The 23,864-nt window shown below is 42.8% G+C and carries 25 protein-coding genes, 1 other RNA gene and 1 other annotated feature (1 of these 27 cut by a window edge); of the genes, 6 read left to right on the top strand and 20 right to left on the bottom strand.

Annotation, left to right across the window (positions count from 1 at the left end; all coding sequences use genetic code 11):
• The first annotated feature begins 2 nt into the window (after positions 1-2).
• The 4 genes from ABDZ72_RS10135 to sigK all read left to right on the top strand — a co-directional run bounded on the left by ABDZ72_RS10135 (position 3) and on the right by sigK (position 2,052).
• Positions 3-479, top strand: coding sequence for a Na+/H+ antiporter subunit E (locus ABDZ72_RS10135; protein ID WP_343752704.1), 477 nt, complete (start codon positions 3-5; stop codon positions 477-479).
• Positions 476-787, top strand: coding sequence for a Na(+)/H(+) antiporter subunit F1 (locus ABDZ72_RS10130; protein WP_343752702.1), 312 nt, complete (start codon positions 476-478; stop codon positions 785-787). The genes ABDZ72_RS10135 and ABDZ72_RS10130 overlap by 4 nt, the downstream gene beginning before the upstream one ends.
• Positions 768-1,145, top strand: a complete 378-nt coding sequence (gene mnhG / locus ABDZ72_RS10125) for a monovalent cation/H(+) antiporter subunit G (RefSeq protein ID WP_343752700.1) — start codon at positions 768-770, stop codon at positions 1,143-1,145. The genes ABDZ72_RS10130 and mnhG overlap by 20 nt, the downstream gene beginning before the upstream one ends.
• A 199-nt stretch (positions 1,146-1,344) precedes the next feature.
• Complete coding sequence (sigK, locus tag ABDZ72_RS10120; RefSeq protein ID WP_343752699.1) at positions 1,345-2,052, top strand: RNA polymerase sporulation sigma factor SigK; 708 nt, start codon at positions 1,345-1,347, stop codon at positions 2,050-2,052.
• A gap of 12 nt (positions 2,053-2,064) precedes the next feature.
• On the opposite strand, the gene ABDZ72_RS10115 is transcribed toward sigK, so the two are convergent.
• The 17 genes from ABDZ72_RS10115 to cymR form a co-directional block, all read right to left on the bottom strand.
• Complete coding sequence (locus tag ABDZ72_RS10115; RefSeq protein ID WP_343752698.1) at positions 2,065-2,307, bottom strand: YrhC family protein; 243 nt, start codon at positions 2,305-2,307, stop codon at positions 2,065-2,067.
• 75 nt (positions 2,308-2,382) lie between these two features.
• Entirely contained in the window at positions 2,383-3,075 is a 693-nt protein-coding gene (mtnN, locus tag ABDZ72_RS10110; RefSeq protein WP_343752697.1) for a 5'-methylthioadenosine/S-adenosylhomocysteine nucleosidase, read from the bottom strand.
• Between the two features lie 25 nt (positions 3,076-3,100).
• Entirely contained in the window at positions 3,101-3,817 is a 717-nt protein-coding gene (locus ABDZ72_RS10105) for a YrrS family protein (protein WP_343752696.1), read from the bottom strand.
• Between the two features lie 177 nt (positions 3,818-3,994).
• Positions 3,995-4,471, bottom strand: a complete 477-nt coding sequence (gene greA / locus ABDZ72_RS10100) for a transcription elongation factor GreA (RefSeq protein WP_343752695.1) — start codon at positions 4,469-4,471, stop codon at positions 3,995-3,997.
• A 164-nt stretch (positions 4,472-4,635) separates the two neighbouring features.
• Positions 4,636-5,268, bottom strand: coding sequence for an O-methyltransferase (locus ABDZ72_RS10095; RefSeq protein WP_343752694.1), 633 nt, complete (start codon positions 5,266-5,268; stop codon positions 4,636-4,638).
• Positions 5,269-5,356: 88 nt separating this feature from the next.
• Positions 5,357-6,475 (bottom strand): endolytic transglycosylase MltG, encoded by a 1,119-nt coding sequence (gene mltG, locus ABDZ72_RS10090; RefSeq protein ID WP_343752693.1) that lies wholly within the window; start codon positions 6,473-6,475, stop codon positions 5,357-5,359.
• Positions 6,476-6,683: 208 nt separating this feature from the next.
• A complete protein-coding gene (locus ABDZ72_RS10085; protein ID WP_343752692.1) occupies positions 6,684-6,971 on the bottom strand; it encodes a DUF1292 domain-containing protein in 288 nt (95 codons plus the stop codon).
• A gap of 2 nt (positions 6,972-6,973) precedes the next feature.
• Entirely contained in the window at positions 6,974-7,402 is a 429-nt protein-coding gene (ruvX, locus tag ABDZ72_RS10080; RefSeq protein WP_343752691.1) for a Holliday junction resolvase RuvX, read from the bottom strand.
• Positions 7,403-7,669, bottom strand: coding sequence for an IreB family regulatory phosphoprotein (locus ABDZ72_RS10075; RefSeq protein ID WP_343752690.1), 267 nt, complete (start codon positions 7,667-7,669; stop codon positions 7,403-7,405).
• A 93-nt stretch (positions 7,670-7,762) separates the two neighbouring features.
• On the bottom strand, positions 7,763-10,405 hold the full coding sequence (alaS, locus tag ABDZ72_RS10070; RefSeq protein WP_343752689.1) for an alanine--tRNA ligase: 2,643 nt from the start codon (positions 10,403-10,405) through the stop codon (positions 7,763-7,765).
• Positions 10,406-10,751: 346 nt separating this feature from the next.
• Positions 10,752-11,819 (bottom strand): AI-2E family transporter, encoded by a 1,068-nt coding sequence (locus tag ABDZ72_RS10065; protein ID WP_343752688.1) that lies wholly within the window; start codon positions 11,817-11,819, stop codon positions 10,752-10,754.
• Between the two features lie 57 nt (positions 11,820-11,876).
• A complete protein-coding gene (locus tag ABDZ72_RS10060; RefSeq protein ID WP_343752687.1) occupies positions 11,877-12,068 on the bottom strand; it encodes a hypothetical protein in 192 nt (63 codons plus the stop codon).
• Between the two features lie 62 nt (positions 12,069-12,130).
• Positions 12,131-14,455, bottom strand: coding sequence for an SF1B family DNA helicase RecD2 (gene recD2, locus ABDZ72_RS10055; protein ID WP_343752686.1), 2,325 nt, complete (start codon positions 14,453-14,455; stop codon positions 12,131-12,133).
• Between the two features lie 24 nt (positions 14,456-14,479).
• Positions 14,480-15,148: a tetratricopeptide repeat protein gene (locus tag ABDZ72_RS10050; protein ID WP_343752685.1), complete on the bottom strand. Its 669-nt coding sequence runs from the start codon at positions 15,146-15,148 to the stop codon at positions 14,480-14,482.
• A 22-nt stretch (positions 15,149-15,170) separates the two neighbouring features.
• Positions 15,171-16,280: a tRNA 2-thiouridine(34) synthase MnmA gene (gene mnmA / locus ABDZ72_RS10045; RefSeq protein WP_343752684.1), complete on the bottom strand. Its 1,110-nt coding sequence runs from the start codon at positions 16,278-16,280 to the stop codon at positions 15,171-15,173.
• Positions 16,277-17,437 (bottom strand): cysteine desulfurase family protein, encoded by a 1,161-nt coding sequence (locus ABDZ72_RS10040; RefSeq protein WP_343752683.1) that lies wholly within the window; start codon positions 17,435-17,437, stop codon positions 16,277-16,279. Before ABDZ72_RS10040 ends, mnmA begins: the two co-directional genes overlap by 4 nt.
• A 29-nt stretch (positions 17,438-17,466) precedes the next feature.
• Positions 17,467-17,886, bottom strand: coding sequence for a cysteine metabolism transcriptional regulator CymR (cymR, locus tag ABDZ72_RS10035; RefSeq protein ID WP_343752682.1), 420 nt, complete (start codon positions 17,884-17,886; stop codon positions 17,467-17,469).
• Between the two features lie 142 nt (positions 17,887-18,028).
• On the opposite strand from cymR, the gene ABDZ72_RS10030 reads away from it, so the two are divergent.
• Both ABDZ72_RS10030 and ABDZ72_RS10025 read left to right on the top strand, forming a co-directional pair.
• Positions 18,029-19,312 carry a replication-associated recombination protein A gene (locus ABDZ72_RS10030; protein ID WP_343752681.1) on the top strand — a complete coding sequence of 428 codons (1,284 nt, stop codon included), beginning with the start codon at positions 18,029-18,031 and terminating at the stop codon, positions 19,310-19,312.
• Between the two features lie 156 nt (positions 19,313-19,468).
• Positions 19,469-20,209 carry an RsfA family transcriptional regulator gene (locus ABDZ72_RS10025; protein ID WP_343752680.1) on the top strand — a complete coding sequence of 247 codons (741 nt, stop codon included), beginning with the start codon at positions 19,469-19,471 and terminating at the stop codon, positions 20,207-20,209.
• 51 nt (positions 20,210-20,260) lie between these two features.
• Here ABDZ72_RS10025 and ssrS read toward each other — a convergent pair.
• The 3 genes from ssrS to hisS form a co-directional block, all read right to left on the bottom strand.
• Positions 20,261-20,444: non-coding RNA, 6S RNA (gene ssrS, locus ABDZ72_RS10020), on the bottom strand.
• Between the two features lie 173 nt (positions 20,445-20,617).
• Positions 20,618-22,384, bottom strand: a complete 1,767-nt coding sequence (gene aspS, locus ABDZ72_RS10015; protein WP_343752679.1) for an aspartate--tRNA ligase — start codon at positions 22,382-22,384, stop codon at positions 20,618-20,620.
• Positions 22,377-23,660 carry a histidine--tRNA ligase gene (hisS, locus tag ABDZ72_RS10010; protein ID WP_343753714.1) on the bottom strand — a complete coding sequence of 428 codons (1,284 nt, stop codon included), beginning with the start codon at positions 23,658-23,660 and terminating at the stop codon, positions 22,377-22,379. Before hisS ends, aspS begins: the two co-directional genes overlap by 8 nt.
• A gap of 63 nt (positions 23,661-23,723) precedes the next feature.
• Positions 23,724-23,864, bottom strand: a binding site (T-box leader); it runs 81 nt beyond the window's last position.

Genomic DNA, 23,864 nt, shown 5'->3' with positions numbered 1-23,864 from the left:
TGATGACCTTTCAAATTGTTATTAACTTGATCATAGCGGTCATGTGGATGTTTTTAAGTGAAACCTATACCCTTGCCAGTTTTCTCTCCGGCTACATACTGGGTATCCTGTTGCTGCTTTTGTTGAATCGATTCATACCGGGGACGTTTTATTTGCGCCGTGTTTGGAAGATAATGAAATTGATCTTTTTGTTTATTAAAGAGCTTGTGCAATCGAACATCGATATCGTCCGGTTGGTTTATAAGCGAGATACGACATTTGAACCCGGTATTTTTGCAATGCCGACTGATCTAACGACCGACTGGGAAATGACGCTTCTAGCAAATTTAATCTCTCTTACACCTGGAACATTATCTGTCGCCATTTCACACGATAATGCCTATATTTATATTCATGCAATGGATATTGATGATATCGATGGGTCGATTCATTCCATTAAAAATACATTTGAAAAAGCCATTTTAGAGGTGACACAATGAACAGTTTTCTTTCTCTTACTGAAACGATTCTGTATGTTGCAACGCTCGTCAGTCTTGCAGGGATTTCGGTATCCTTACTCCTGCTTGTGTACCGTATTATCATAGGACCTACCAACGCCGATCGTGCGGTGGCACTTGATTCCATTGGTATGAATCTGATGGGACTAGCCGCTCTGATGGCCATATTGATAGTTACAACAAAATTCAATGACATTATCCTACTGATTGGAATCCTTTTATTTATTGGAACAATAGCGGTCGCCAAATATCTGGAAAGGGGTGTTATTATTGATCGAAACATGGATTGAAATCATCCTGAACATTGTTGTTGCGTTTTTTTTGCTATCAGGCACATTTTTCATTCTGTCCAGTTCCATTGGCATTGTCCGCTTTCCAGATGTTTATACCCGGCTCCATGCAGCCACAAAAGCTGCCACACTCGGTATTGCCGGCTTATTGATCGGTGCCTTTCTATTTATGTATGTCTCCCACGGAATCGCCAGTGGAAAATTGCTTCTCGCTATTATTTTCACGTTGCTAACCGCACCCGTATCCGGACATATGATTTCACGCGCCGCGCACCGTAATGGTGTGAAGCCTGTTGTCAAGAACCGATCCGATGAATACGAACGAACGATAAACCAACATATGCAAAAACAAAAGTGACGCCAGCTGCACAAGCGGGTCACTTTTTTTACTGTGCACTTGCACCTTTTTCCTTTACTCCCTATTTTTGCCTTTCTTCGCTCGGAAAATGAAAATCACCATTTTCTTTTTCAATCGGGACAGACACAAAAACGTCATCTTCTTCATACACATGATGATATAGGCAATAGCCCGGGCCACAAGAAGGAGGTGCATTTGTGTGTCAAGTATTTTAAGTTTTTTGGCTTTACTTATTAAAGAAACACTCTTTTTTGTCTCCTATGTGAAAAATCATGCATTCCCCCAACCGCTTCCACCTGAAGAAGAAGCGAGATACATCCAACAAATGCAGGAAGGTGACCAAGACGCCAGAAATAAGCTTATTGAACACAATTTGCGACTGGTAGCACATATTGTAAAAAAATTTGAAAACACCGGAGAAGATATGGAGGACCTCATCTCCATCGGGACCATTGGACTGATTAAAGGAATAGAAAGTTATTCTTCAGATAAGGGGACAAAATTGGCTACGTATGCAGCTCGTTGTATTGAAAACGAGATCTTAATGCACTTGCGATCTCTGAAAAAAGTAAAGAAAGACGTTTCCCTTCAAGATCCAATTGGTCAGGACAAAGAAGGGAACGAAATTAGTTTGATGGATATTATGGAGGCTGAAAACCAAAATATTATTGAATACATTCAACTGAATATGGAAATTGAAAAAATGAATGAGTATTTAGCTGTTCTGGACAGCAGAGAAAAAGAAGTGGTGATGTATCGTTACGGACTGAATAATTACAAGGAAATGACACAGCGGGAAATTGCGAAAATGCTGGATATTTCAAGGAGTTACGTATCAAGAATTGAAAAAAGAGCGTTAATGAAGGTATTTCATGAATACTATCGGAAAGAAAGAGGCAGAGAATGAAGGCGCTCATTTTTATTCTGAGCCCTCATCCTCAGACATTTTAATCTTTAAACGGTGAGACTGTATTATAAACAGGCCGGCAGCAACAGTGACAGCCATCGTCAATAATGCAAGTCCTTTTCCGTTAGGAGAGTAATCGATATACGTGTTGATAATCGTTCCCATATATAAATAGATCGCTAGAATAAACAGCGTGGCCGTAAAACGACGAAAATCCTGCAGTTTAAGCGCCAGTTTCTCCTTATGGTGCTTCATATACATTTTCCCCCTTCCACGACGTATCATAACATATAAAACGACTCGCGGTCGGAGGTAAATCGTGGTTGTTTACTAATGCAACGATTCGGTCATCGCCATAATTAAAGATGCTGCATTTTCAGCTGCTGTTTCAAGGAATGCGTCGAAAGATACGGATGACTGTTTTCCGGCAACATCCGATAACGCTCGAATCACTACAAATGGTGTCTGATACTGGTAACTCACTTGTGCAATCGCTGCTGCCTCCATTTCTGCAGCTAGCAGGTCAGGAAATCGTTCACGGACAAACGCAATTCGATCGGCGTTGTCCATGAACGAATCACCAGTTGCAATCAGTCCTTTTTTCCAGGTCAACCCCAACTGTTGTATAGCCTGTTCCGCTTTCTCAACCAGTTCATAATTTGCTGTATACATGGATGGCATTCCAGGGACTTGTCCATACGTATAAGCAAATGCTGTTGCATCCACATCATGGTGAACAATGCTGGTTGAAATAACGACATCCCCAACATCCAGTTCTTTCGTGAATCCACCGGCCGAACCGGTGTTAATGACCCGTGAAGGGCGAAACCGTTCAAACATGACCGTTGCTGCCATGGCTGCATTCACTTTTCCGATCCCTGACTTTAATAATACGGCATCATGTCCAAAAAGTTTGCCATGTATCAATAGGCAGCCTGCAACTGTTTCCTCAGTAGTGTTTGTCATGTTTTCTCTTACTGCATTTATTTCTTCATCCATTGCTCCAATGATACCAACCGTCATCATTTTTCCTCCTGATCAATATCCATTATTCGTAGCGCCATTTCTGATCGTTTTCTTTTAATCGTTCCACTTTGGTCGGTTTCCACCCTTTATGTTTGATCCAAGACAAATAAACTCGATAAACAGTCGATTCATCGTTACTGGAAACAGTTGTCAGAACTTGCTGGTCACCATTTCTGGAAACATACCACATAGTAAATGTATCCACATTTAAGCCTGTAGCAGCTGCAACTGCTTCGCGCATTTCCTCTCTATCCTGCGATCCTTCATTATAGTCAGTAGTGTGCGGCCCCGACTGGTCAGTACCGACCGGTTTCCAATCTCCGGTATAGGCCTTAATGACATTGTCATCGGATGGGGACACTTGCTCGGTATCGACACTGTCCATAGAATCATTATTGTCGTTGTTATCGCCGCTGTCATCTCCATCCGTTTGGTCGTTCGTGCTGTTGTTATTCGCAGGCTTATCCATACTGTTTTCGGAATCAACACGATCATTGGATGACTGAGACTGACCGGTTTCATCATGTTGCTCCGCTTCCTTTTGCTCCGTATCGTTGTTTGACGATGTTGATGATTCATCTGTCCCGGTGTTCGATTCATCACCTCCACTGAAGATAAGAACCAACACCAATGCGATTAGAAGTATACTTCCCAGCACGATGAATACAGACAGCGATCTAGTATTTTTTCGCCGTTTTTCATATTTATTGATTCTTGATAAATGATCATCGTCAGACACTGATTCACCCCTCCAATCGTATCTCTCTATGATAATATCATATTTTTTCATCAACGTTATATGCCATTAGAAGCACATTTATGGCAAATAGATCTTGATTACAAAAAAAGAGAAGCCCATCAGCCTCTCCCCTTTTGATGCGCATATATGTGATTTCAAATGGAAAATATGGTATAGTCATTCGACATTTTCAATACGTACAAACAAATCGCCACCCGGAGTTGTTACAGATACTTCCGCCCCGATTTCCTTACCGAGCAGACTCCTGGCCATAGGAGAATCATTTGATATTTTCCCTTCGAATGGGTCCGCTTCGGCACTGCCGACAATTGTATACGATTCCGTATCGCCGTCAGGCATTTCCTTAAAAGTGACAGTCCTGCCGAGCGACACAACGTCCGGGTTCTGGTTATCGTCTTCAATAATAACGGCATTCCGGATCATTTGTTCCACTTGCGATATACGCGATTCAACAAAAGCCTGTTCCTCTTTGGCAGCATCATACTCGGAGTTTTCGGAAAGGTCTCCAAAACTTCGCGCTACTTTAATCCGTTCCACGACTTCCTGCCTACGCTCCGTTTTTAAATAGTGCAACTCCTCTTCGAGTTTCTCTTTTCCCTCTTGTGTCATATAAAAACTTTTCTCTGTTGCCATTCTTCACACACACTCCTTTTATCCTCATTAAATGACGATAACATACTCATAACAAATATTTATGCTTTTTAATTCAAATAACTTAGAAACCACTATGGCAGATTGCGTTTAAATTTTCAATACTTTTCCCAGCAATTTTTCTCATTCGACGACTCGCCTTCTCCCTACATTCTGTGACTGATGGCGATGCCGTCCCCGATTGGTATAATAGTTGTTGTGAAGTCCGGACGTTGTAAAAGCCAGTCGTTATATTCTCTAATCTTTCCGGCAATCTTTTGATATCTTGGATGCGATTTGCTGGCATCGGCAACATATCCTTTAAATAATACATTATCGGTCAGCACGATGCCACCGGATGATAACAGCGGCTCTGCTTGCTGAAAAAATTCCTTATACATCCCTTTTGAGGCGTCAATAAGTACCATATCAAATGTGTTATCAGCCATCCTGGGCAGTTCTTCTGCAGCATCACCCGGAATCACATCAATGGCATGCTGTTTTCCCATATGGCGAATATTTTCCAACGCACACCTGTATCGCTCGCCATCTTGTTCAATCGTTACAATCGAAGCTTCAGGGCGAGCCTGAGCCATACGCAAAGCCGAGTAACCAATAGCAGTACCGATTTCCAATATACGCTCTGGTTTCGTCAGCCGGATCATTTGTACGACAAAGTTCATTCCCAATGGATCCATAATAGGAATTCCGTCATTTTTTGCTTGCCTCTCTAACGTTTTGATTTCATCTGTTCGTTCGTCAAGCGACGCCATTAAATAATGGGTCAAGGTATCAGACATACGTATCAGCCTCATTTAAAAAGTTATGCAGTAGACGTGTCTTACCAAATACAGAAATGACAACGGATTAATCCCTGCGAAAGTAACGTTAATCAATATATTGTGCCTTTAACTGTTTGTGTTTCTTTCGGGTTTTTGCATAATGAATATTGCCTTTATCATCATGCAAGAAATATATATAGTCTGTATTTTCCGGATTGATCGCTGCATTAAAAGATGTTTTAGAAAAGTTAGCTATGGGACCTGCAGGAAGTGTGTCCACATGATACGTATTGTAGGGGGATTCTACTTCCAGATCTTCCAGTAACACTTTTTCTTTATGTTCGCCCAGCGCATACAAAACGGTTGGATCAGTCTGCAGCGGCATATCTTTTTCCAACCGGTTATAAAATACTCCCGCAATTTTTCGTCGTTGCTTTTTGGAACGTGCTTCTTTCTGCACAATCGAAGCCATCGTAAGCGCTTTGTGCACTGTTAAGTCCCGTGAGGCTATGTCGTCCAGCCGTGGCTTGACAACCTTGGCTGTTTTTTCAAGCATTTTAGAGACAACCTTCTCAACACCCGGCTCTTTGCTGTAAAAATTATATGTCGCTGCAAACAGATAACCTTCCAATGGTGTTCTTATTTGTGGATCTAAAATCGCATTGGATAAAATGTCAGGGTGCGTATTGATAAGATTATCCATATAATGTGGATCATTCACCTTATTTAAAAATGCCTCTTTACTGAACGGCAAAGCAGCAGCATAAATCGAGGCCATTTCCTTGATGGTTTTCCCTTCAGGGATCGTAACAGAGTACATGGGTTCTTTCAGTACTTTCCCCTTTTTCAGTACTTTCACTAATTCATCTATTTCCATAGACGGTGAAAGGGTATAGTCACCGGCTTGAAATTCTGATTCATTTTTAAACTTTAAATAAAAGCGAAAAATGGTACTGTTCTTTATAATTCCTTTCTCTTCAAGAAGTGAGGCTATGTCTGATGTAGAGGAACCCAACGGAATATCCACTGATACATCCTTATCGCTTTCAGGATCAACCGGCTCAAGCGCCGATTTTATATACCATAACCCTGATATGCCACAGATGATAAAAATAAGTATGAATGCAATTATAATGAACGCTGCAATCCGCCGTACGATTCCGGCATCGTCACGTTTAGTTACCGGATTGTCCTTATCATTATTCGGTGTTTTCTTATCGGACATGCAGCTTCCCTCCTTCACGACGAATATTATACTAAAAAAGAACGGGATTAGCCACATAAATCCAATCGTTAAAGACAAACACCGTAAAGATAAGTCAAATGATAATTAACCGATACAACTGATTTCCCAATGCCCAGTGTCACGTTGCACTCAATCAAGGAATAAGCTGGTATCCCACCGAGATACCAGCTTCCCCAATCAAAGCACGCTACTGATCATCGTGGTCCTCATCAATCAAAGTGTTAAGCATTTCTTCCACCATTTCCCATTCTTCATCCGATTCAATTGGGAACAAAGAAAGATCATCATCTTTTTCCTGTTCCTCATACCGGAATGCATACACTTCCACTTCTTCATTTTCTTGCTGATCAACCGGCATTACCGCAATATAGGAATAACCTGTTTTATCAACATCAAACGTAAATAATACTTCGAAGAGATGTTCCTCTCCGTTTTCATCGGGGATAATAATCCGTTCTTTTTCTTCAAGTGCCATGCCTACACTCCTTTTTGATTTTCCTGATCGAGATAACCCTGTAAAATCATTACAGCTGCCATTTTATCGATCACTTTTTTTCTTTTTTTTCTGCTTACATCCGCCTCAAGCAATACACGTTCAGCAGCGACAGTCGATAATCGTTCATCCCACAAAGCGGTCGGTATGCCAAAAACGTCTTCCACATGCTTAGCGTATGTTTCCGAAGCCTTTCCACGTTCGCCGACTGTTCCATTCATGTTTTTCGGGAATCCTATTACAGCCTTCCCAATTTCATGGTCATCTATTATTTCCTGCAGCTCCTTGTCTGCCGAAAAAATGTCGTTTTCATCCCATTTAATCGTTTTAATGCCTTGGGCCGTCCAGCCAAACGCGTCACTGACAGCCACTCCAATCGTTTTTGAACCGACGTCTAAACCAATTATTTTCATCTAATTCCCTTCTTGCTGTTCGTTGAGGTAGAATTTGACAAGTTCTTCGATAACCTCATCCCGTTCCACTTTGCGCATCAAACTCCGTGCATCATTATACCGAGGAATATAAGCAGGGTCACCAGACAATAAATAACCGACAATCTGATTGTTCGGATTATACCCTTTTTCCTTCAAGGCTTTGTGAACGGTCAACAGAATTTCTTTAATATTTTGATCAAAAGGGTCCTCTGAAAAGTTAAATTTCATTGTTTTATCAGAACTCATCGTGACACCCCATTCCATATATTGCCTTTATCTATCATTTTAACATGCTTGTCTTGCTTCGTGCATGTTTTTCTTTTAATGATAAAATCGCATTTATTTCCTTGTTACTGTTTCAATGTATTCCTTAGCCGCGAGAAGTGCGTCGTTAATATTGCTGGGATTTTTGCCGCCGGCCTGTGCCATATCCGGCCGACCGCCTCCACTACCGCCGCAGCGTTCAGCAGCTTGTTTGACGAGATGGCCCGCGTGCAGACCACTTTCTGTCCAATCCTGTGTCATGCCAGCTGCAAACTGAACCTTTTCATTTATTTCCGCAGCCAATAAAATAACGCCAGACCCCAATTTCTGTTTTAACTCATCCACCATATGACGAAGCTGATTCATATCTTTAACATGAACATTTTGTGTAATAACGGGCACACCATTAATGGTCTCTGTTTGTTCCGTCATCGATGAAGCTTCTGCATTGGTTAATTTAGCACTCAACGATTCATTTGTTTTCTGCAAATCTTTTATTTCCTGAAACAGGTGCTCAACTCGTTCCGGCACTTGATCATCGCTTGTTTTCAACATGTGAGCAACTGATTGCAACATGTGCAATTTTTCGTTGACATGCATATACGCCTGTTTGCTTGAGACAGCTTCAATCCGACGGGATCCGGCTCCGATACCGGACTCAGACACAATTTTGAACATGCCAATTTCGGCCGTATTCCGGACATGACAACCACCACATAATTCAATACTGTAATCATTGATTTCAACCACCCTGACAATATCACCGTATTTATCGCCGAATAATGCCGTGGCTCCGATTTCTTTGGCCTCATCCATTGTTTTATAGTTAACAGTTACCGGAATGGATGCCCAAATTTTTTCATTAACGAGCTGTTCAATCCGCTCCAGTTCAGTTTCACTCACTGACCCGAAGTGGGTGAAATCAAAACGGAGTCTCTCGGGTTCAACAAGCGAACCAGCTTGGTTCACATGCTCGCCCAGCACATCTTTTAATGCTTGGTGCAACAGGTGAGTAGCTGTGTGATTCTTGACGATGTGAGTGCGGAAGTCCGTTTCCACCAATGTCTTTATTGAATCACCTGTCCGGATTTCCCCTTCATGAACATGTATTTTGTGCACATGCTGACTATGTGGAGCCAACTGCACATCACCAACATATGCTGAGGCTGTCTCCGTGTACAACCAGCCTTTATCTGCTATCTGTCCCCCGCTTTCGGCATAAAATGGTGTCTCCTCTAAGAAGACAAACACGTCCTGACCTGCCTGGGCAATATTTGTCCATTCTTTTCCATCCACAATGGCTTGCACTACGGTTTCCGTTTGAAGTTTATCATAACCGACGAAGGTGCTTTCCAAGGTGAAATCCCTAAGCACACCTTCCTGCACCTGCATGGAATCAGACTGTTGCTGAGCATTCCGTGCTCGTTGTCTCTGCTTCTCCATTTCTTCATTAAAACCTTGTTCATCTATTGAGAATCCATGCTCCTGAACGTACTCTTCCGTCAGTTCTTTTGGAAAACCGTACGTATCGTAGAGTCGGAATACCTCTTGGCCTGGAAAAACGTCTCTTCCCGAACGCTTTTCTTTGTCAATGATTTTACTGAGAATTTCCAATCCATCATTCAATGTTTCATGGAAACGTTCTTCCTCTGATCGTATAACTTGACTGATATGGTCATGGCTCTTCACAACCTCCGGATAGAATTCTTGCATGATGTCACCAACAACCGGTACCAGCTTATACATGAACGGTTCATCAATACCAAGCTGTTTGGAAAACCGTATGGAACGGCGCAAGAGCCTGCGAAGAACATACCCTCTCCCTTCATTGGAAGGCAGAGCTTTGTCACCGACAGCAAAGGTCACCGTTCGGATGTGATCGGCAATCACTTTAAATGCGGTATCATCGTTTTGCGTCTCACCATAGGTTTTTCCCGATATGGCTTCGGTTTCCCGAATGATCGGCATGAATAAATCCGTTTCAAAATTGGTCGGCACGTCCTGAATGACGGAAACGATTCGTTCGAGTCCCATACCGGTATCGATGTTTTTCTTTGGCAGTGGTGTATAGGTGTCATCAGGATTATGATTAAACTGGGAAAACACCAGATTCCAAATTTCCAAATAGCGTTCATTTTCACCACCGGGATAGAGTTCAGGATCATTCTCGTTGTTGCCGTAGTCCTCTCCCCGATCGTAAAATATTTCGGTATTCGGCCCACTTGGTCCTTCTCCAATATCCCAAAAGTTTTCCTCCAAGCGGATTATTCGCTCTTTCGGAAGCTGTATATCATTCAACCAAATATGATAAGCTTCATCGTCCTCCGGGTGGACAGTAACGGCAAGCCGATCCGGGTCAAATCCAATCCAACGATCATCTGTCAGAAACTCCCATGCCCATGCAATAGCCTCTTTTTTGAAATAATCACCAATAGAAAAATTCCCGAGCATTTCAAAAAACGTATGATGTCGTGCCGTAAACCCGACATTTTCAATATCATTCGTCCTGATTGATTTTTGAACATTGACGATTCGCGGGTTGTCTGGAATCACCCGGCCATCAAAGTATTTTTTTAACGTTGCGACACCGCTGTTAATCCAGAGAAGTGTTGGATCTTCGCGTGGTATAAGCGATGCACCAGGTTCCACTCGATGCTCTTTATCCTTAAAAAAGTTGAGAAACATTTGACGTATTTGTGCGGATGTAAACTGTTCCATGTTTTACCTCCATGACGATTATCCTATTCCAATATGTATTACACCAATTAAAAAATCCCCTCTCCATATGATTGTTAGAGACGGGATCACTCCGCGGTACCACCCTAATTATGAATGGATGTCCATTCATCGCTTCACATGATAACGGTTTGAAACCGACAGGTATTAACCCATACTCCAGCTTAGCATTCCATGGCTCAACATCCGGGATTTCTTCCAGCCTGTGGAAATCCCTCTCTGCATGATCGAGATACATGTACTCGGAACCTTCATTGTTTTTACATATAGCCTTCCAGTACGGTGCGATTGATATATGAAATTATTATAGACAACCTTATTTAAAATGTCAATTGTGTTGTCTGAGTGCTAAAATATGTGGAACGGCTACATTCAAAACGGCCAAAATCGGAACCGCCAGAATCATACCAGCAATGCCGACTAACTGCCCACCCAGTAATAAAGCAAATATAATAGCGATGGGATGTATTTTAACACTTTTGCCAACAATATACGGCGATAACAAATTGCCGTCAATCACTTGAATGATAAAAATACTGATAACGACCATCAACACCAATTTGCCGGAAGTTGTCGCGGTAATCGCTATTGCCGGAACCGCACCCAAAATCGGACCAAAGTAAGGTATGATATTGGTCACCCCCATAATTATCGCCAGCAACAGACCATAAGGAATGTCCAAAGTGCGAAACACAATCAGAGCAGCAAGACTGACAAACAGACAAACAACCAACTGCCCCCTGATATAATTGCCAAGTCCTTCATTGATAGCGTGGCACAAAGCACTTGCACGTTCGTGATACTTATGAGGAATCCATTTCTTAACATACGTTTTTATCACACGGAAATCCTTTAAAAAATAAAAAACAAGCACCGGGATAACGGTGATAATGATAATCATATCGACGATCTTAGTAAATCCTCGGACGATATCGGACAGCAAATTTTCCATATATGCCTCAAATTCAGATATGAGATCATCCATATTATCGTGGACGGTTTCCGGTAAAAACGATGTATACTCATAAAGGCTGTAAATTAAATTGCGATACATTTCTATAAGTTGCGGCAACTGCTCACGAAGATCACTTAATTGGTGCAAAACGGTTGGATAAACCCGATAAAGCAAATAGATGCCCCCGCCGAAGAAAATAAGATAGATGAGGAGAATGGCCAAGCTTTTCGGAATGTTCCACTGATGCATCTTTTCAACGACTGGGTATAGTAGATAAGCAATAAAAGCAGCAATTAAAAAAGGAAGGAGCAAATGCCATAGAAACGAAACGACAGCATCATACATCGGAAATAACTTAACGAGAAGATAGAAAAATAAAAAGACAAGAATCCCTGCTGCCGTCCAAAAAAGAAAGTTTAACGGCTTACTGTTTTGAAACATGTCCCGCATCCTTTCTTCGAGGGAAATTCGAGGGAAAGATAATAGATGACCAATGCATTACCATTGAATTTTCCGTTCTTCTTCTGTGAATAAATCATCCAATGAACTCAATGATCCATCCGCTTCCACTTCATGAATCGTCAATGTATCTTCCCATATGGCCAACTCAATTAAGCAATTCCAACAATAAAATTGATGTGTGCCTATTTTTCCTATGTCTTTCTCATTGCAATTCGGACAAATCAGCATACCCCGTATACTCCTTTTTATTTATTTATGATTGCCCAAATGCATAAAAATATACGTCTTGGTTATAAAAAGTCATAAGGGGTTATGCCACTGTCGTCCGAATGTGTTGAAACTTCTGGATTGGTATCGTGGTCTCGATCGAGAAGATGTTCCTGCAGGGTGGTGTAACGCTGATTGGAATCATGTGTCTGTACCCCGCGTAAAAATGCGTCCTGATCACCACAAATAAGCAAGGATTGTTTGCTGCGCGTAATAGCGGTATACAGCAAATTTTTTTTGAGCATCCGCCGGTATGCAGGGAGAACCGGCATAATAACAATCGGAAATTCACTCCCCTGAGATTTATGAATGGAAATACAATATGCATGCATAATATTGATATAATCGTTTCTTTCATAAACAACTTCCCTTCCTTCAAAGGAAACGACAAGCTGTTCTGTTTTATCAACCGTCTCATTGGACCGAAAGATAGCGACGATTTCCCCTATGTCCCCATTATAAATGCCATCTTCGGGCTGATTAACAAGCTGCAGTACTTTATCTCCCACCCGATGGATGGCATCATTGGTCAACACTTCTCGTTTGGAGGGAGATTCGGGGTTAACGAGTTTTTGCAATTGTTTATTGATAGTGTGTATTCCTGTTTGTGATCGGTACATGGGTGCAAGTACCTGAATATCTTTCCGATCGATGCCTTTTGCTTCTGCTTTATGGAATACAGTCATCAGAGCATCCAGAAGCTGCGATTCATGACAAGGGATAAAACTGAAATCCTGATCATTTGTAAGCGCATCCGGTCCACATCGATCCCTTTTTATCAAATGGGCCAATTCAATAATTTTGGAGCCTTCCTTCTGCCGGTAGACATCGTGAAGGCTTACAAACGGAATACGTCCGCTTCCAAGCAAATCGGCCAGCACTTGTCCCGGCCCCACCGACGGCAACTGATCCTCATCCCCAACCAAGAGTACTTGCATGTCTCCGGGAATTGCTTTAAATAGACTGTTAGCAAGCCAGATGTCAACCATGGAGAATTCATCAACAATCAAATATTTACCTGATAGCGGTTCCTGATCGTCTTTGTCAAAACCTGTCTTCCCATCCCATCCTAATAAGCGATGAATCGTCACTGCCGGAAGACCGGTCGATTCACTCAATCGTTTCGCAGCTCTCCCTGTCGGTGCAGCCAAAATAAACGGATAATCTGCTTCTGAATCATAAGCATCAGGACTTGCTTTGATAGCGTTCACCGCTGCATAGGCGTGGAGGATACCTTTAATGACGGTTGTCTTCCCGGTTCCCGGCCCGCCGGTCACCACCATAAGTCTGGAATTCAATGCCTGCTTAATTGATTCAAATTGCTCTTTTCCATAGCTGATCGTTTCTTGCTCTTCCATATCACCAATAATTTTCATAAGCTCTGCAATGGGAATCTCATACTCAACAGGTTTCGCTATAAGCCGGTTGACATGGGCAGCAAATCCATCTTCCGCATAATACAGCGATGGCAGATAAACCTTGTCATCGATCATAATCAGCTGTTTTTCCTTGTTCAACGCTTCCAACCGTTCATTTAAAACATCCTTAGTCAATATACCATCCGGTTCAGACAAAATGGCCATTGCTTCGCTTATGCACATATCAACAGGCAAGTAAACGTGTCCGTTCTGTATATTTTTTTGCAAAACATAAATACATCCGGCCCCAAGCCGGTTAGGGTGCGTAGGGGAGAGCCCATTTTGCCGGGCTATTTGATCGGCTGTCTGAAACCCGAAACCGTTAATATCAAATACGAACCGATAAGGGTCATCTTGAAGCACGTCCATTGCTTCTTCTTTATACTCGCGGTAAATGGTTTGGGCCAGTTTCAACCCAATGCCGTATTTGGATAAATGGATGGCTACTTGCTCAAACCCTTGATTTTCCATCACCGCTTTGGAAATGAGGTCCTTTTTATCTTTTTTCAAACCGGGCACCTCATTCAAAACATCCGGATCGTTTGCGATTTTTGTAATGGCGCTTGTGCCGAGATGAGTGACAATTTTTTCGGCTGTTTTTTTGCCAACGCCGTGAAACAAATCACTGGATAAGTAGCTTACGAGACCGTCTTTGGTGTCAGGGATAAATGTCTGATAGGAATGGACTTTATATTGCATCCCGAATTTCGCATGGTATTCCATTGTCCCATAAAACGAATAAATAGTGGACTCCTGCAAATCCGCCAAATAGCCTTTGATCACAATCTCATTCTCGTGATAGTCTTCGTCTGTTTCGTGTATCTTAATTTTAGCGATCGTGAAATACTCCTGCTCGTTCCGAAAAATCGTGTACAGAAGCTCGCCTTTTATAAAAGTCCAGTCGTTGTTGGATGGTTTATCCGACGTCATTGCAACCAACCTCGCTTATCTCATTCAGCTATTGTCCGAATTCATGGCATCCGTGATCTGTTTTTTGGCATTGGCTGCCAGAACATGCTCTGGCTGTATGGTCAACGCTTGGTCAAAATGGCCCATGGCAGTGGAAAGGTCATCGTTATACAACGCAATAACACCAAGATTGTAGTAGGCGTCACTATGCTGCTCATCAATAGCCAGTACCTGCTGAAAAATAGGCTTTGCTTCGGTTGTATAGTCGCTCTGGGCCAGAGCCAGCCCATACTGGAACATATACTCCGAATCATCGGGGGCCACTTCCGATGCACGCATGAGATATGGCAATGCAAGCTTATAATGCTCCTGATGAATGAATGTCATCCCGAGCAAAAAATACACATCCGCTTCGTCAAGACCGATATCAATAGCTTTTTGAAAATGTTCTTGTGCCTTCGCGTAGTCCTCCTTTTCATAACAAAGGCTTCCGAGTCCATAATAGGCTGTTGCAGCTTTTTCATCGAGTTCCAATGCGCGTTGGAAAAACCGTTCTGCCCGCTCTGCATCATGGACATGCAAAAGCAGATTGCCAAAGTTAATATAACCAACCGGATCACTTGGGTTTTCTTCGATAATCTCATTAAACAACGACGCTGCTTCGTCGTACTTCTGTTCTTTCATCCGTTCAATCGCCTGCTGATTCTTATCCATTGTTTTGCTCCTTTCCGATGAATCATCCGACATAAGCGAGCGTTTCCCCTTCTTTTAGCACCGTATCAATAGTGGCGCCGCCCAAACAGACCTGTCCATCATAAAACACGACGGCCTGGCCCGGAGTTATGGCCCGCTGCTTTTCATGAAATGCCACACGGACACATCCGTCCTCCATCTGTGTGACAGTGACGCCACTGTCTTTTTGCCGGTAACGGAACTTAGCCGTACAGGTGAATGTTTTTTCTGTCATGTTATTAATCCAATTAACATCCGATGCGATTAATCCATCTGAGTACAACTTATCATTATCAAACCCTTGACCAACGTATAAGATGTTATCTTTCAAATTTTTGCCAAGCACAAACCATGGTTCTCCGGATCCACCGATTCCAAGTCCTTGACGCTGACCGATCGTATAGTACATCAAGCCTTCATGCCATCCTTTTTCCGTACCATCCATTGTTTTCATCAAACCGGGCTGTGCCGGAAGATATTCACGGAGAAAGGATTTGAAGTTCTTTTCACCGATAAAACAAATGCCGGTACTGTCTTTTTTAGATGCTGTCACTAGATCCCGTTCTTTGGCAATGGCACGCACATCCTGTTTTGTCATATGGCCCAGAGGAAACATGACTTCGGCCAATACATCCGATGTCAGCTGATTCAGGAAATACGTCTGGTCCTTGTTGTTGTCTGCTCCGCGCAGCATCTCAAAAGATGACCCTGTATTCCGGACTTGTGCATAATGGCCGGTAGCTAAATAATCGGCACCAAGGGATAGGGCATGGTTCAAAAATGCTTTGAATTTAATTTCCTTATTACACATAACATCCGGATTTGGCGTTCGTCCAGATTGATACTCATTCAAAAAGTACGTGAATACGTTGTCCCAATATTCCTTTTCAAAATTGACAGCGAAATACGGAATATCCAGTTGATTGCACACCCGTACAACATCATCAAAATCCTCTGTTGCCGTACAGACACCGTTGTCATCCGTATCATCCCAGTTTTTCATGAAAATGCCAACGACATCATAGCCTTGTTCTTTTAATAGCAAGGCGGCCACAGACGAATCGACACCGCCGCTCATGCCAACAACGACGCGTGTATCTTCATTTCGTTTCATGTTTCCTGCCTCCTTTCATTGGTCAGCCGCTTGATAATTTCAGCCACTCTGTCCGCAGCCTCAGACACATTGTCAATCGTATTAAACGCACCAAAACTGAACCGGATTGAATTCGTGATCCGTTCATCCCCTCGCCCGAACATGGCAGCAAGAACATGGGATGGTTCCACCGAGCCTGCAGTGCATGCACTGCCGCTGGATGCTGCAACACCATCCAGATCAAAGTTTGTTAAGAGTGTTTCCACATTCGTTCCGGGAAAACTGATATTAACAATCGATGGGACCGTTTGTTCCGCGTCACCATTCACGTAATAACGAATGTTATGGTTGGCAAGTGCTTCTAAGAACGTTTGTTTGTACTGTTCGTACACATCATTTCTTACTAATTTATATTCCATGGCCAATTCCAAGGCCCTTTTAAATCCAACGGCAGCCGGAATATTTTCCGTACCCGGTCGGCGTTTTCGTTCCTGTTCCCCACCAAATTGCATCGATGCCATGGCTATGTCATCACCGGCATACAAAACACCAATGCCATTGGGGCCGTTGATTTTGTGGGCAGAAGCACTTAGCATATCAATGCCCTCTCGGTTCACGTCAATATCCAATAATCCAAATGCTTGCACAGCGTCCGTATGAAACATAGCCTGATGATCTTTTAATAATGAACCTATGGCCTCGATCGGCTGAATAACACCTGTTTCATTATTGACATACATAACGGACACAACAATCGTTTCATCGGTCAATGCTTCTTTCAGTTTATCCACGGAAACAATCCCGGTTTCATTAACCGGCAAATATGTCACATGAAAACCCTGCTCCTCAAGATATTGTACCGCATCCAAAACAGCATGATGTTCCTGCATTGTCGTAATAATATGATTTCCTTTATCTCTGTTCGCCATGGCTGTTCCAATAATAGCCAGATTATCCGCTTCCGTTCCACCACTTGTGAAAATCATTTCTTTTTCACGTGCTTGGATACTCCTGGCCAAGGTACGTCTGGCCGAATCAAGATACTGACGTGCCAATCGTCCAAACGCATGGACACTGGACGGATTCCCAAAAACTTCAGTGAATATGGGAGTCATCGCTTCAGCAACACGCTTGTCCATTGGAGTGGTTGCGGCATGATCCATATAAATACGTTCCATGGTTACAATCCTTTCTATTTTCTGTTGTTCTATATATAAAACATGTAGGCATCCTGATACCCATCATGTTCATGACGTCGTAAATCTTCAAGCGTTGTCGTATCAAGGACATCTTTTACAGCATCCCGGATACGAATCCACAATGCTTGTTTAGCCGGTTCTTCATTTTCCATTCCTTCCACAGGAGAAATAGGTCCTTCCAAAACACGAATGATATCCCCGGCTTTGATCTCATCGGGATCCTTAGCCAAAACATAGCCTCCGTATGCTCCCCTAATGCTTTTAATCAAACCGGCATTACGCAACGGTGACGCCAGTTGCTCCAAATAATGATCGGATAAATCGTTTTCCCGTGCTATCGCTTTTAATGATAATGGACCTTCCCCATGCTTTCTGGCAAGCGCCAGCATGATGGTCAGCCCGTATCGTCCTTTTGTCGATATTTTCATTCCCAACACCTCTATAAACAGTTCATCATTCCTTAAAATAACAATACAGCTCATTATAGCATGAATCGCCTGTTTCTTGCATTTTAACATAATCGCCATTACGCTTTATACATAACCTATTCTTATATAAAGGACGATCACAATGGACCAACAACCACTTGCATTTCGCATGCGCCCACAACATATTGACGATATTATTGGCCAAGAACATCTGGTAAATGAAGGGAAAATACTCAATCGCATGATTCAGGCAAAAAGACTTGTATCCATGATTTTATTCGGTCCACCCGGAACAGGCAAGACATCTTTGGCATTTGCTTTGGCAAGAAGTCTCGACATTCCAGTAAAAAAATTGAACGCTGTTGTTGATAAGAAAAAAGACATGGAAGTTGTTGCCGAAGAAGCTAAAATGAGCGGTCAGGTGGTGCTCGTGCTTGATGAAGTGCACAGGCTTGATAAGTCAAAACAGGATTTTTTGTTGCCACACATTGAAAGCAACCGTGTGATATTGATCGGCTCCACGACAAGCAACCCTTATCATTCTATCAATCCCGCGATCCGCAGCAGATGCCATTTATTTGAACTGCACCGCCTGACGGAAGAACATATGAAAACCGCTGTGCATAGGGCGGCCCAGGATGACGAAAAAGGACTTGGTGACCAGAAAATAAGGTTGACGGATGACGCACTGGATCACTTTGCTCTAGCTTCCAACGGCGACATGCGTTCGGCACTGAATGGATTGGAACTGGCCGTTTCATCGACACCAGCCGATGAAAGCGGCATTATTACGATAACATTGGATGCTGCTGAAGAATGTATGCAGAAAAAAAGTTTTACACATGATAAAGATGGGGATGCGCACTATGATGTTCTTTCTGCGTTTCAAAAATCCATCAGAGGTAGTGACGTTGATGCAGCCCTTCACTATTTAGGAAGATTGATTGAAGCCGGTGATTTGGACAGCATCGAGCGACGTATGATTGTCTGTGCCTATGAAGATATCGGCCTGGCAAACCCGCAGGCAGGACCACGTGCCGTAGCCGCTGCTGATGCTGCTCATCGTCTCGGATTTCCTGAAGCCCGCATACCACTGGCTAATGCTATTGTCGAGCTTGCCCTTTCCCCTAAATCGAATTCAGCATATAAAGCGCTTGATGGTGCACTTTCCGATATACGCAGCGGAAAAAGTGGTGATGTGCCGGCACATTTAAAAGATACACACTACCAGGGAGCCAAAGAAATGGGCCGAGGGATCACCTATCAATACCCTCATCACTATACAGAAGGATGGGTGAACCAGCAATACTTACCGGACGCTTTAAAAAACAGTCACTATTATGAGCCAAAAAACACCGGTAAATTTGAGCAAGCTCTGAAACAGGTACACGATAATATAAAGACTGAAAAAAATAATACTAGATGATAGACGTATAAACCCTTTTCCAAACGGCCACACTAATCAATAACGATAAAATCTATGAATAAACGTGTTCACACGGAAAGAGTTGCGTGATCGTTGTAACCTTTAAAACTGTTATACCAATCGCCGTTACCGTTATGGAAAAAGGAGTTGAACAAATTGGCTAAAATAAGACAAGATGCTTGGTCACATGAAGATGATCTGTTATTGGCGGAGACTGTTCTGCGGCATATCCGGGAGGGCAGTACCCAATTAAATGCTTTTGAGGAAGTTGGTGACAAACTGAACCGGACATCTGCCGCTTGTGGTTTTCGATGGAATGCCGAAGTAAGAAACACATATACGGATGCGATCGAATTGGCCAAACGCCAACGCAAAGAAAAGAAACGTGCAAATGCGGTCAATGCGAAACAACCAATCGTAAACATGCCGCAAATGACCCCGGATGAAAATCCTGTTGAAAAAGAATCAACACCTGAAACAGTTGAACAAATGCCTGAAATGCCTGAAATGCCTGAAAAAGAAAAGACAACCGCGAATACTGAACCAGTGGCGAATACAGACAAGGCATCAACACTTACGATGGATGACGTCATTCGGTTTTTGAAACAAGTGGAAACAGACTATCATGCTTCTAATCAATCAAAAGCATCGGTTGAGCAATTGGAAGGAGAGAATCAGACACTTAAACAAGATGTAGGCTACCTGAAAGAACAGTTATCCAAAACCGAACAACAACTAGAATCGCTGCGGGAAGACTATCACGTTTTTATGCAGATTATGGACAGAGCCCGTAAAATGACTGTTTTTGAAGACCAACATTCCTTACAGGCTCCATCATTCCGAATGGATAAGAACGGGAATCTTCAGCAGGTTTCAGATGGGTCTTCCCATCAATAAGAGATAGCAAAAAAATCGGCGAATAGCCGATTTTTTCTACCTTATGCAATAAACAATCCCAATAGTGCCGTCTGCTTTCAGTTTTGATCCCGCTCTTGGCAGGTGGGTGTCCTGTTCCATGTTTATTGCACTTCCTAGATATAGGCATGCACGCAACATGAAAACCTATGCGGACTCCCTTTCATAAAAATTGTTCGGTCAAAACGAATGCTCCAGACGTACACATCAGGATTGCCATGGCTCATAATCTTTTATTGTGTATTCAATATAACATACACCTAGGGGCTAGGCAATATATAATTTAAAAAAATAAATCGTTCATCAACAGTAGCGTCAACACACGCACAAAACGTTAATGCATGACACCATTAATAGAGGAAAGGAATCCCTATTGAATGATTGGGTTGCTCATGTTTCTTTTTCTTCGACGTTAATGGAAAGTTCATCTAATTGTTCGCCGCTTACATGGCTTGGTGCATTCGTCAACAAGTCGGAAGCTGAAGCGGTTTTCGGAAATAGAATCGTATCTCTTAAGTTCGACCGACCGGTAAAAAGCATGACAATACGATCAAGCCCTAAGGCAATTCCGCCATGCGGAGGTGTTCCATATTCCAATGCTTCCAAGAGAAATCCGAATTGTTCTTCGGCTGCTTCTTTTGAAAAACCGAGTACGTCAAACATTTTGTCCTGTTGTTCTTTTTTATAGTTACGCAGGGATCCACCGCCCAACTCGTAACCATTTAAAACCAAATCATATGCGTTGGCACGTACGTCACCCGGATTTGTATCCAATTTTTCCAGGTCTTCGTCAACCGGACTTGTGAACGGATGGTGTGCTGCAACATATCGTTCGAGATCGTCATCGTATTCCAACAATGGCCAATCCGTCACCCATAAGAAATGAAACTTATCCGAATCAATTAGACCTAATTCTTTCCCGAGTTTCAGCCGCAGGGCACCTAGGCTGTCAAAAACAACAGATGATTTATCAGCGGCAAACAATAACAAATCACCATTTTCCGCCTCTGCACGTTTCATGATACCGTCTTTTTCCTCATCAGTCAGAAATTTAACAATTGGGCCGCTGAGATCGCCGTCCTGAACTTTCAGCCACGGCATTCCTTTTGCACCGTAAATCTTCACAAATTCAGTCAACTGATCGATATCTTTGCGTGAATAGGTCTGCGCTTCATTTTTTACATTAAGAAGAGCGACTTTTCCACCGGTTTCAATCGCTTCCCTGAATACCTTAAACGAGGAATCCGTAACCACGTCTGAAACGTGTATCAGTTCCATGCCAAATCGTGTATCCGGTTTATCGGAACCAAAACGTTGCATGGCTTCATCGTAGGATATTTTCGGAAACGGGGGCAAATCGATGTCTTTCACCTTTTTCATGACATGGTTCATCATTTTTTCTGTCATCGTCATAATCTGTTCACCTGTCATAAAAGAGGTTTCAATATCCACTTGAGTGAATTCCGGCTGACGATCAGCCCTTAAATCCTCATCACGGAAACAGCGCGCAATTTGATAATACTTTTCAAACCCACTCATCATAATGAGTTGTTTGAACAACTGCGGGGATTGTGGCAATGCGTAAAATTCCCCTTGATGCACACGACTCGGTACAAGATAGTCCCGTGCCCCTTCCGGTGTGCTCTTTGTCAACATGGGCGTTTCCATTTCTATAAACCCATCATCATTTAAAAAAACTCTTATAGCCTGAGTTATGTGATGCCGCATCTTAAATGTTTCCTGAAGGTTTTGTCGCCGCAAATCAATATACCGGTACTTCAGACGCAAATCCTCAGCCACATCGGTGTCTTCCTGAATCATAAAAGGCGGGGTTTTGGCTTTGTTCCAAATGATGGCGTCAGATGCAAGAACTTCAATGGTCCCGGTTCCAATTTCCGGATTAACTGTATTCGGATCACGCTCGACGACTTTGCCGTGCACTTCGATGACGTATTCATTTCGTACTGTTTCCGCCACTTTGAGCGCATTTGATGAATGATCTGGATTAAAAACAATTTGCACCAAACCTGACTTGTCACGCAAATCAATAAAAATTAGACCACCCAAATCCCGGCGTCGCTGTACCCAACCTTTCAACTGTATTTCCTGATCAACATTTTTCTTACTCAGCGTTCCAGCCATTATTCGTTCATTCATTGCTATTTCCTCCAGACAGTTTTTCCTGCATATACGCCACTGCTTGGTTCAATGGCACTTCTTCTTGATTGCCGGTTTTCATTTCTTTCACATTGACCAATTGCTGGTCCACTTCATTCTCGCCCAAAATGAGAACATATTTGGCACGATAGCGGTCAGCCGCTTTTAGCTGAGCTTTCATCTTCCGTCCCTGATAGTCTCTGTCAATTTGAATGCCATTTTTTCGTAAATCGTGAATAAGCCGGACAGATGCCTTATCTGCTTCATCACCCACTGCCACAAGAAAACAATCCAATTCGTTTTCTGAAGGGATGGCTACGTGCTCCGCCTCCAATGCCATAACCAGACGTTCCATGCCCATGCCAAAGCCAATTCCCGGTGTCGCAGGACCTCCAAGTTCTTCAGTCAAACCATTGTATCTTCCACCGCCGGTAAGGGTTGTAATGGCACCAAAACCTTCCGCTTCACTCATAATTTCAAAAGCAGTGTGGTTATAATAGTCAAGGCCTCGGACAAGATTGGCATCCACTTCAAAGTCGATCCCCATTAACGTAAGATAGTTTTTTACTTTTTCGAAATAGTCTTCGGAATAAGCATTTAAATGATCAAGAACTGATGGAGCGGTATCCATTGCTGCATGATCTTTGTCTGTTTTGCAATCCAGGATGCGCATTGGATTTTGTTCCAAACGCACCCGACAATCACTGCATAATTCATCCTTATATGGCATAAAATGATCCACCAATGCTTGGCGATGACTTTCACGACTTTCTTGATCACCAAGTGAATTGATAATCAATTTCAGTGAGTTCAAGCCGAGCTCCTGATAACAAGACATCGCCAGATCAATCACTTCCGCGTCCACGGCCGGGTCAGAACTGCCCAGAACTTCGACACCGAACTGATTCAATTGCCGCATTCTTCCTTTTTGTGGGCGCTCATACCGGAACATCGGTGCAAAGTAATAAAGTTTCACCGGCTGATCAGCATAGCCATGCATCTTATGTTCGACAAACGAACGCACAACAGATGCTGTTCCTTCCGGCCGGAGTGTCAAACTCCTTCCGCCGCGATCCTCAAATGTATACATTTCTTTCTGGACAATATCCGTTGAATCACCGACCCCTCGCTGAAAAACTTCTGTATGTTCAAATAAAGGTGTTCGTATTTCATAAAAATGATAGTTATTGCAAATATCTTTCAGCATTTTCTCTACATATTGCCACTTAGCCGTTTCTTCCGGCAATAAGTCAACAGTACCGCGTGGCGCTTTCATACTGCTCATCCTGTATACCCCCTTGGATCAATCTACAAATAAAAAAGACTCCCATCCCTTGATAAAAGGGACGGGAGTCTGCCCGCGTTGCCACCCTGGTTGATGTCATTTGATAACATCCACTCTGCACAGTTAACGCCTGTGAACGTCTATATCTACGTTTGTTAATTCGATATAGAACCTAAGGAATGTTATTCATCAGAG

Source organism: Lentibacillus halophilus (assembly GCF_039522485.1).
In the GTDB taxonomy this organism is placed as follows: domain Bacteria; phylum Bacillota; class Bacilli; order Bacillales; family Amphibacillaceae; genus Lentibacillus; species Lentibacillus halophilus.
The sequence above is the reverse complement of the archived record's forward strand: the minus strand, read 5'-3'. Positions and strand labels throughout refer to the sequence as shown.

Excerpts from the sequence above, each read along its gene's own strand:
- ABDZ72_RS10075 (WP_343752690.1), bottom strand. The coding sequence starts at position 7,669 with ATGAGTTCTGATAAAACAATGAAATTTAACTTTTCAGAGGACCCTTTT.
- ABDZ72_RS10130 (WP_343752702.1), top strand. The coding sequence starts at position 476 with ATGAACAGTTTTCTTTCTCTTACTGAAACGATTCTGTATGTTGCAACG.
- ABDZ72_RS10085 (WP_343752692.1), bottom strand. The coding sequence starts at position 6,971 with ATGGCACTTGAAGAAAAAGAACGGATTATTATCCCCGATGAAAACGGA.
- ABDZ72_RS10060 (WP_343752687.1), bottom strand. The coding sequence starts at position 12,068 with ATGCTGATTTGTCCGAATTGCAATGAGAAAGACATAGGAAAAATAGGC.
- ABDZ72_RS10065 (WP_343752688.1), bottom strand. The coding sequence starts at position 11,819 with ATGTTTCAAAACAGTAAGCCGTTAAACTTTCTTTTTTGGACGGCAGCA.
- ABDZ72_RS10095 (WP_343752694.1), bottom strand. The coding sequence starts at position 5,268 with ATGTCTGATACCTTGACCCATTATTTAATGGCGTCGCTTGACGAACGA.
- hisS (WP_343753714.1), bottom strand. The coding sequence starts at position 23,660 with ATGAAAGCGCCACGCGGTACTGTTGACTTATTGCCGGAAGAAACGGCT.
- mltG (WP_343752693.1), bottom strand. The coding sequence starts at position 6,475 with ATGTCCGATAAGAAAACACCGAATAATGATAAGGACAATCCGGTAACT.
- ruvX (WP_343752691.1), bottom strand. The coding sequence starts at position 7,402 with ATGAAAATAATTGGTTTAGACGTCGGTTCAAAAACGATTGGAGTGGCT.
- alaS (WP_343752689.1), bottom strand. The coding sequence starts at position 10,405 with ATGGAACAGTTTACATCCGCACAAATACGTCAAATGTTTCTCAACTTT.
- ABDZ72_RS10050 (WP_343752685.1), bottom strand. The coding sequence starts at position 15,148 with ATGGATAAGAATCAGCAGGCGATTGAACGGATGAAAGAACAGAAGTAC.
- ABDZ72_RS10115 (WP_343752698.1), bottom strand. The coding sequence starts at position 2,307 with ATGAAGCACCATAAGGAGAAACTGGCGCTTAAACTGCAGGATTTTCGT.
- ABDZ72_RS10135 (WP_343752704.1), top strand. The coding sequence starts at position 3 with ATGACCTTTCAAATTGTTATTAACTTGATCATAGCGGTCATGTGGATG.
- ABDZ72_RS10040 (WP_343752683.1), bottom strand. The coding sequence starts at position 17,437 with ATGGAACGTATTTATATGGATCATGCCGCAACCACTCCAATGGACAAG.
- greA (WP_343752695.1), bottom strand. The coding sequence starts at position 4,471 with ATGGCAACAGAGAAAAGTTTTTATATGACACAAGAGGGAAAAGAGAAA.
- mtnN (WP_343752697.1), bottom strand. The coding sequence starts at position 3,075 with ATGACGGTTGGTATCATTGGAGCAATGGATGAAGAAATAAATGCAGTA.
- aspS (WP_343752679.1), bottom strand. The coding sequence starts at position 22,384 with ATGAATGAACGAATAATGGCTGGAACGCTGAGTAAGAAAAATGTTGAT.
- recD2 (WP_343752686.1), bottom strand. The coding sequence starts at position 14,455 with ATGACGTCGGATAAACCATCCAACAACGACTGGACTTTTATAAAAGGC.
- cymR (WP_343752682.1), bottom strand. The coding sequence starts at position 17,886 with ATGAAAATATCGACAAAAGGACGATACGGGCTGACCATCATGCTGGCG.
- mnmA (WP_343752684.1), bottom strand. The coding sequence starts at position 16,280 with ATGAAACGAAATGAAGATACACGCGTCGTTGTTGGCATGAGCGGCGGT.
- ABDZ72_RS10030 (WP_343752681.1), top strand. The coding sequence starts at position 18,029 with ATGGACCAACAACCACTTGCATTTCGCATGCGCCCACAACATATTGAC.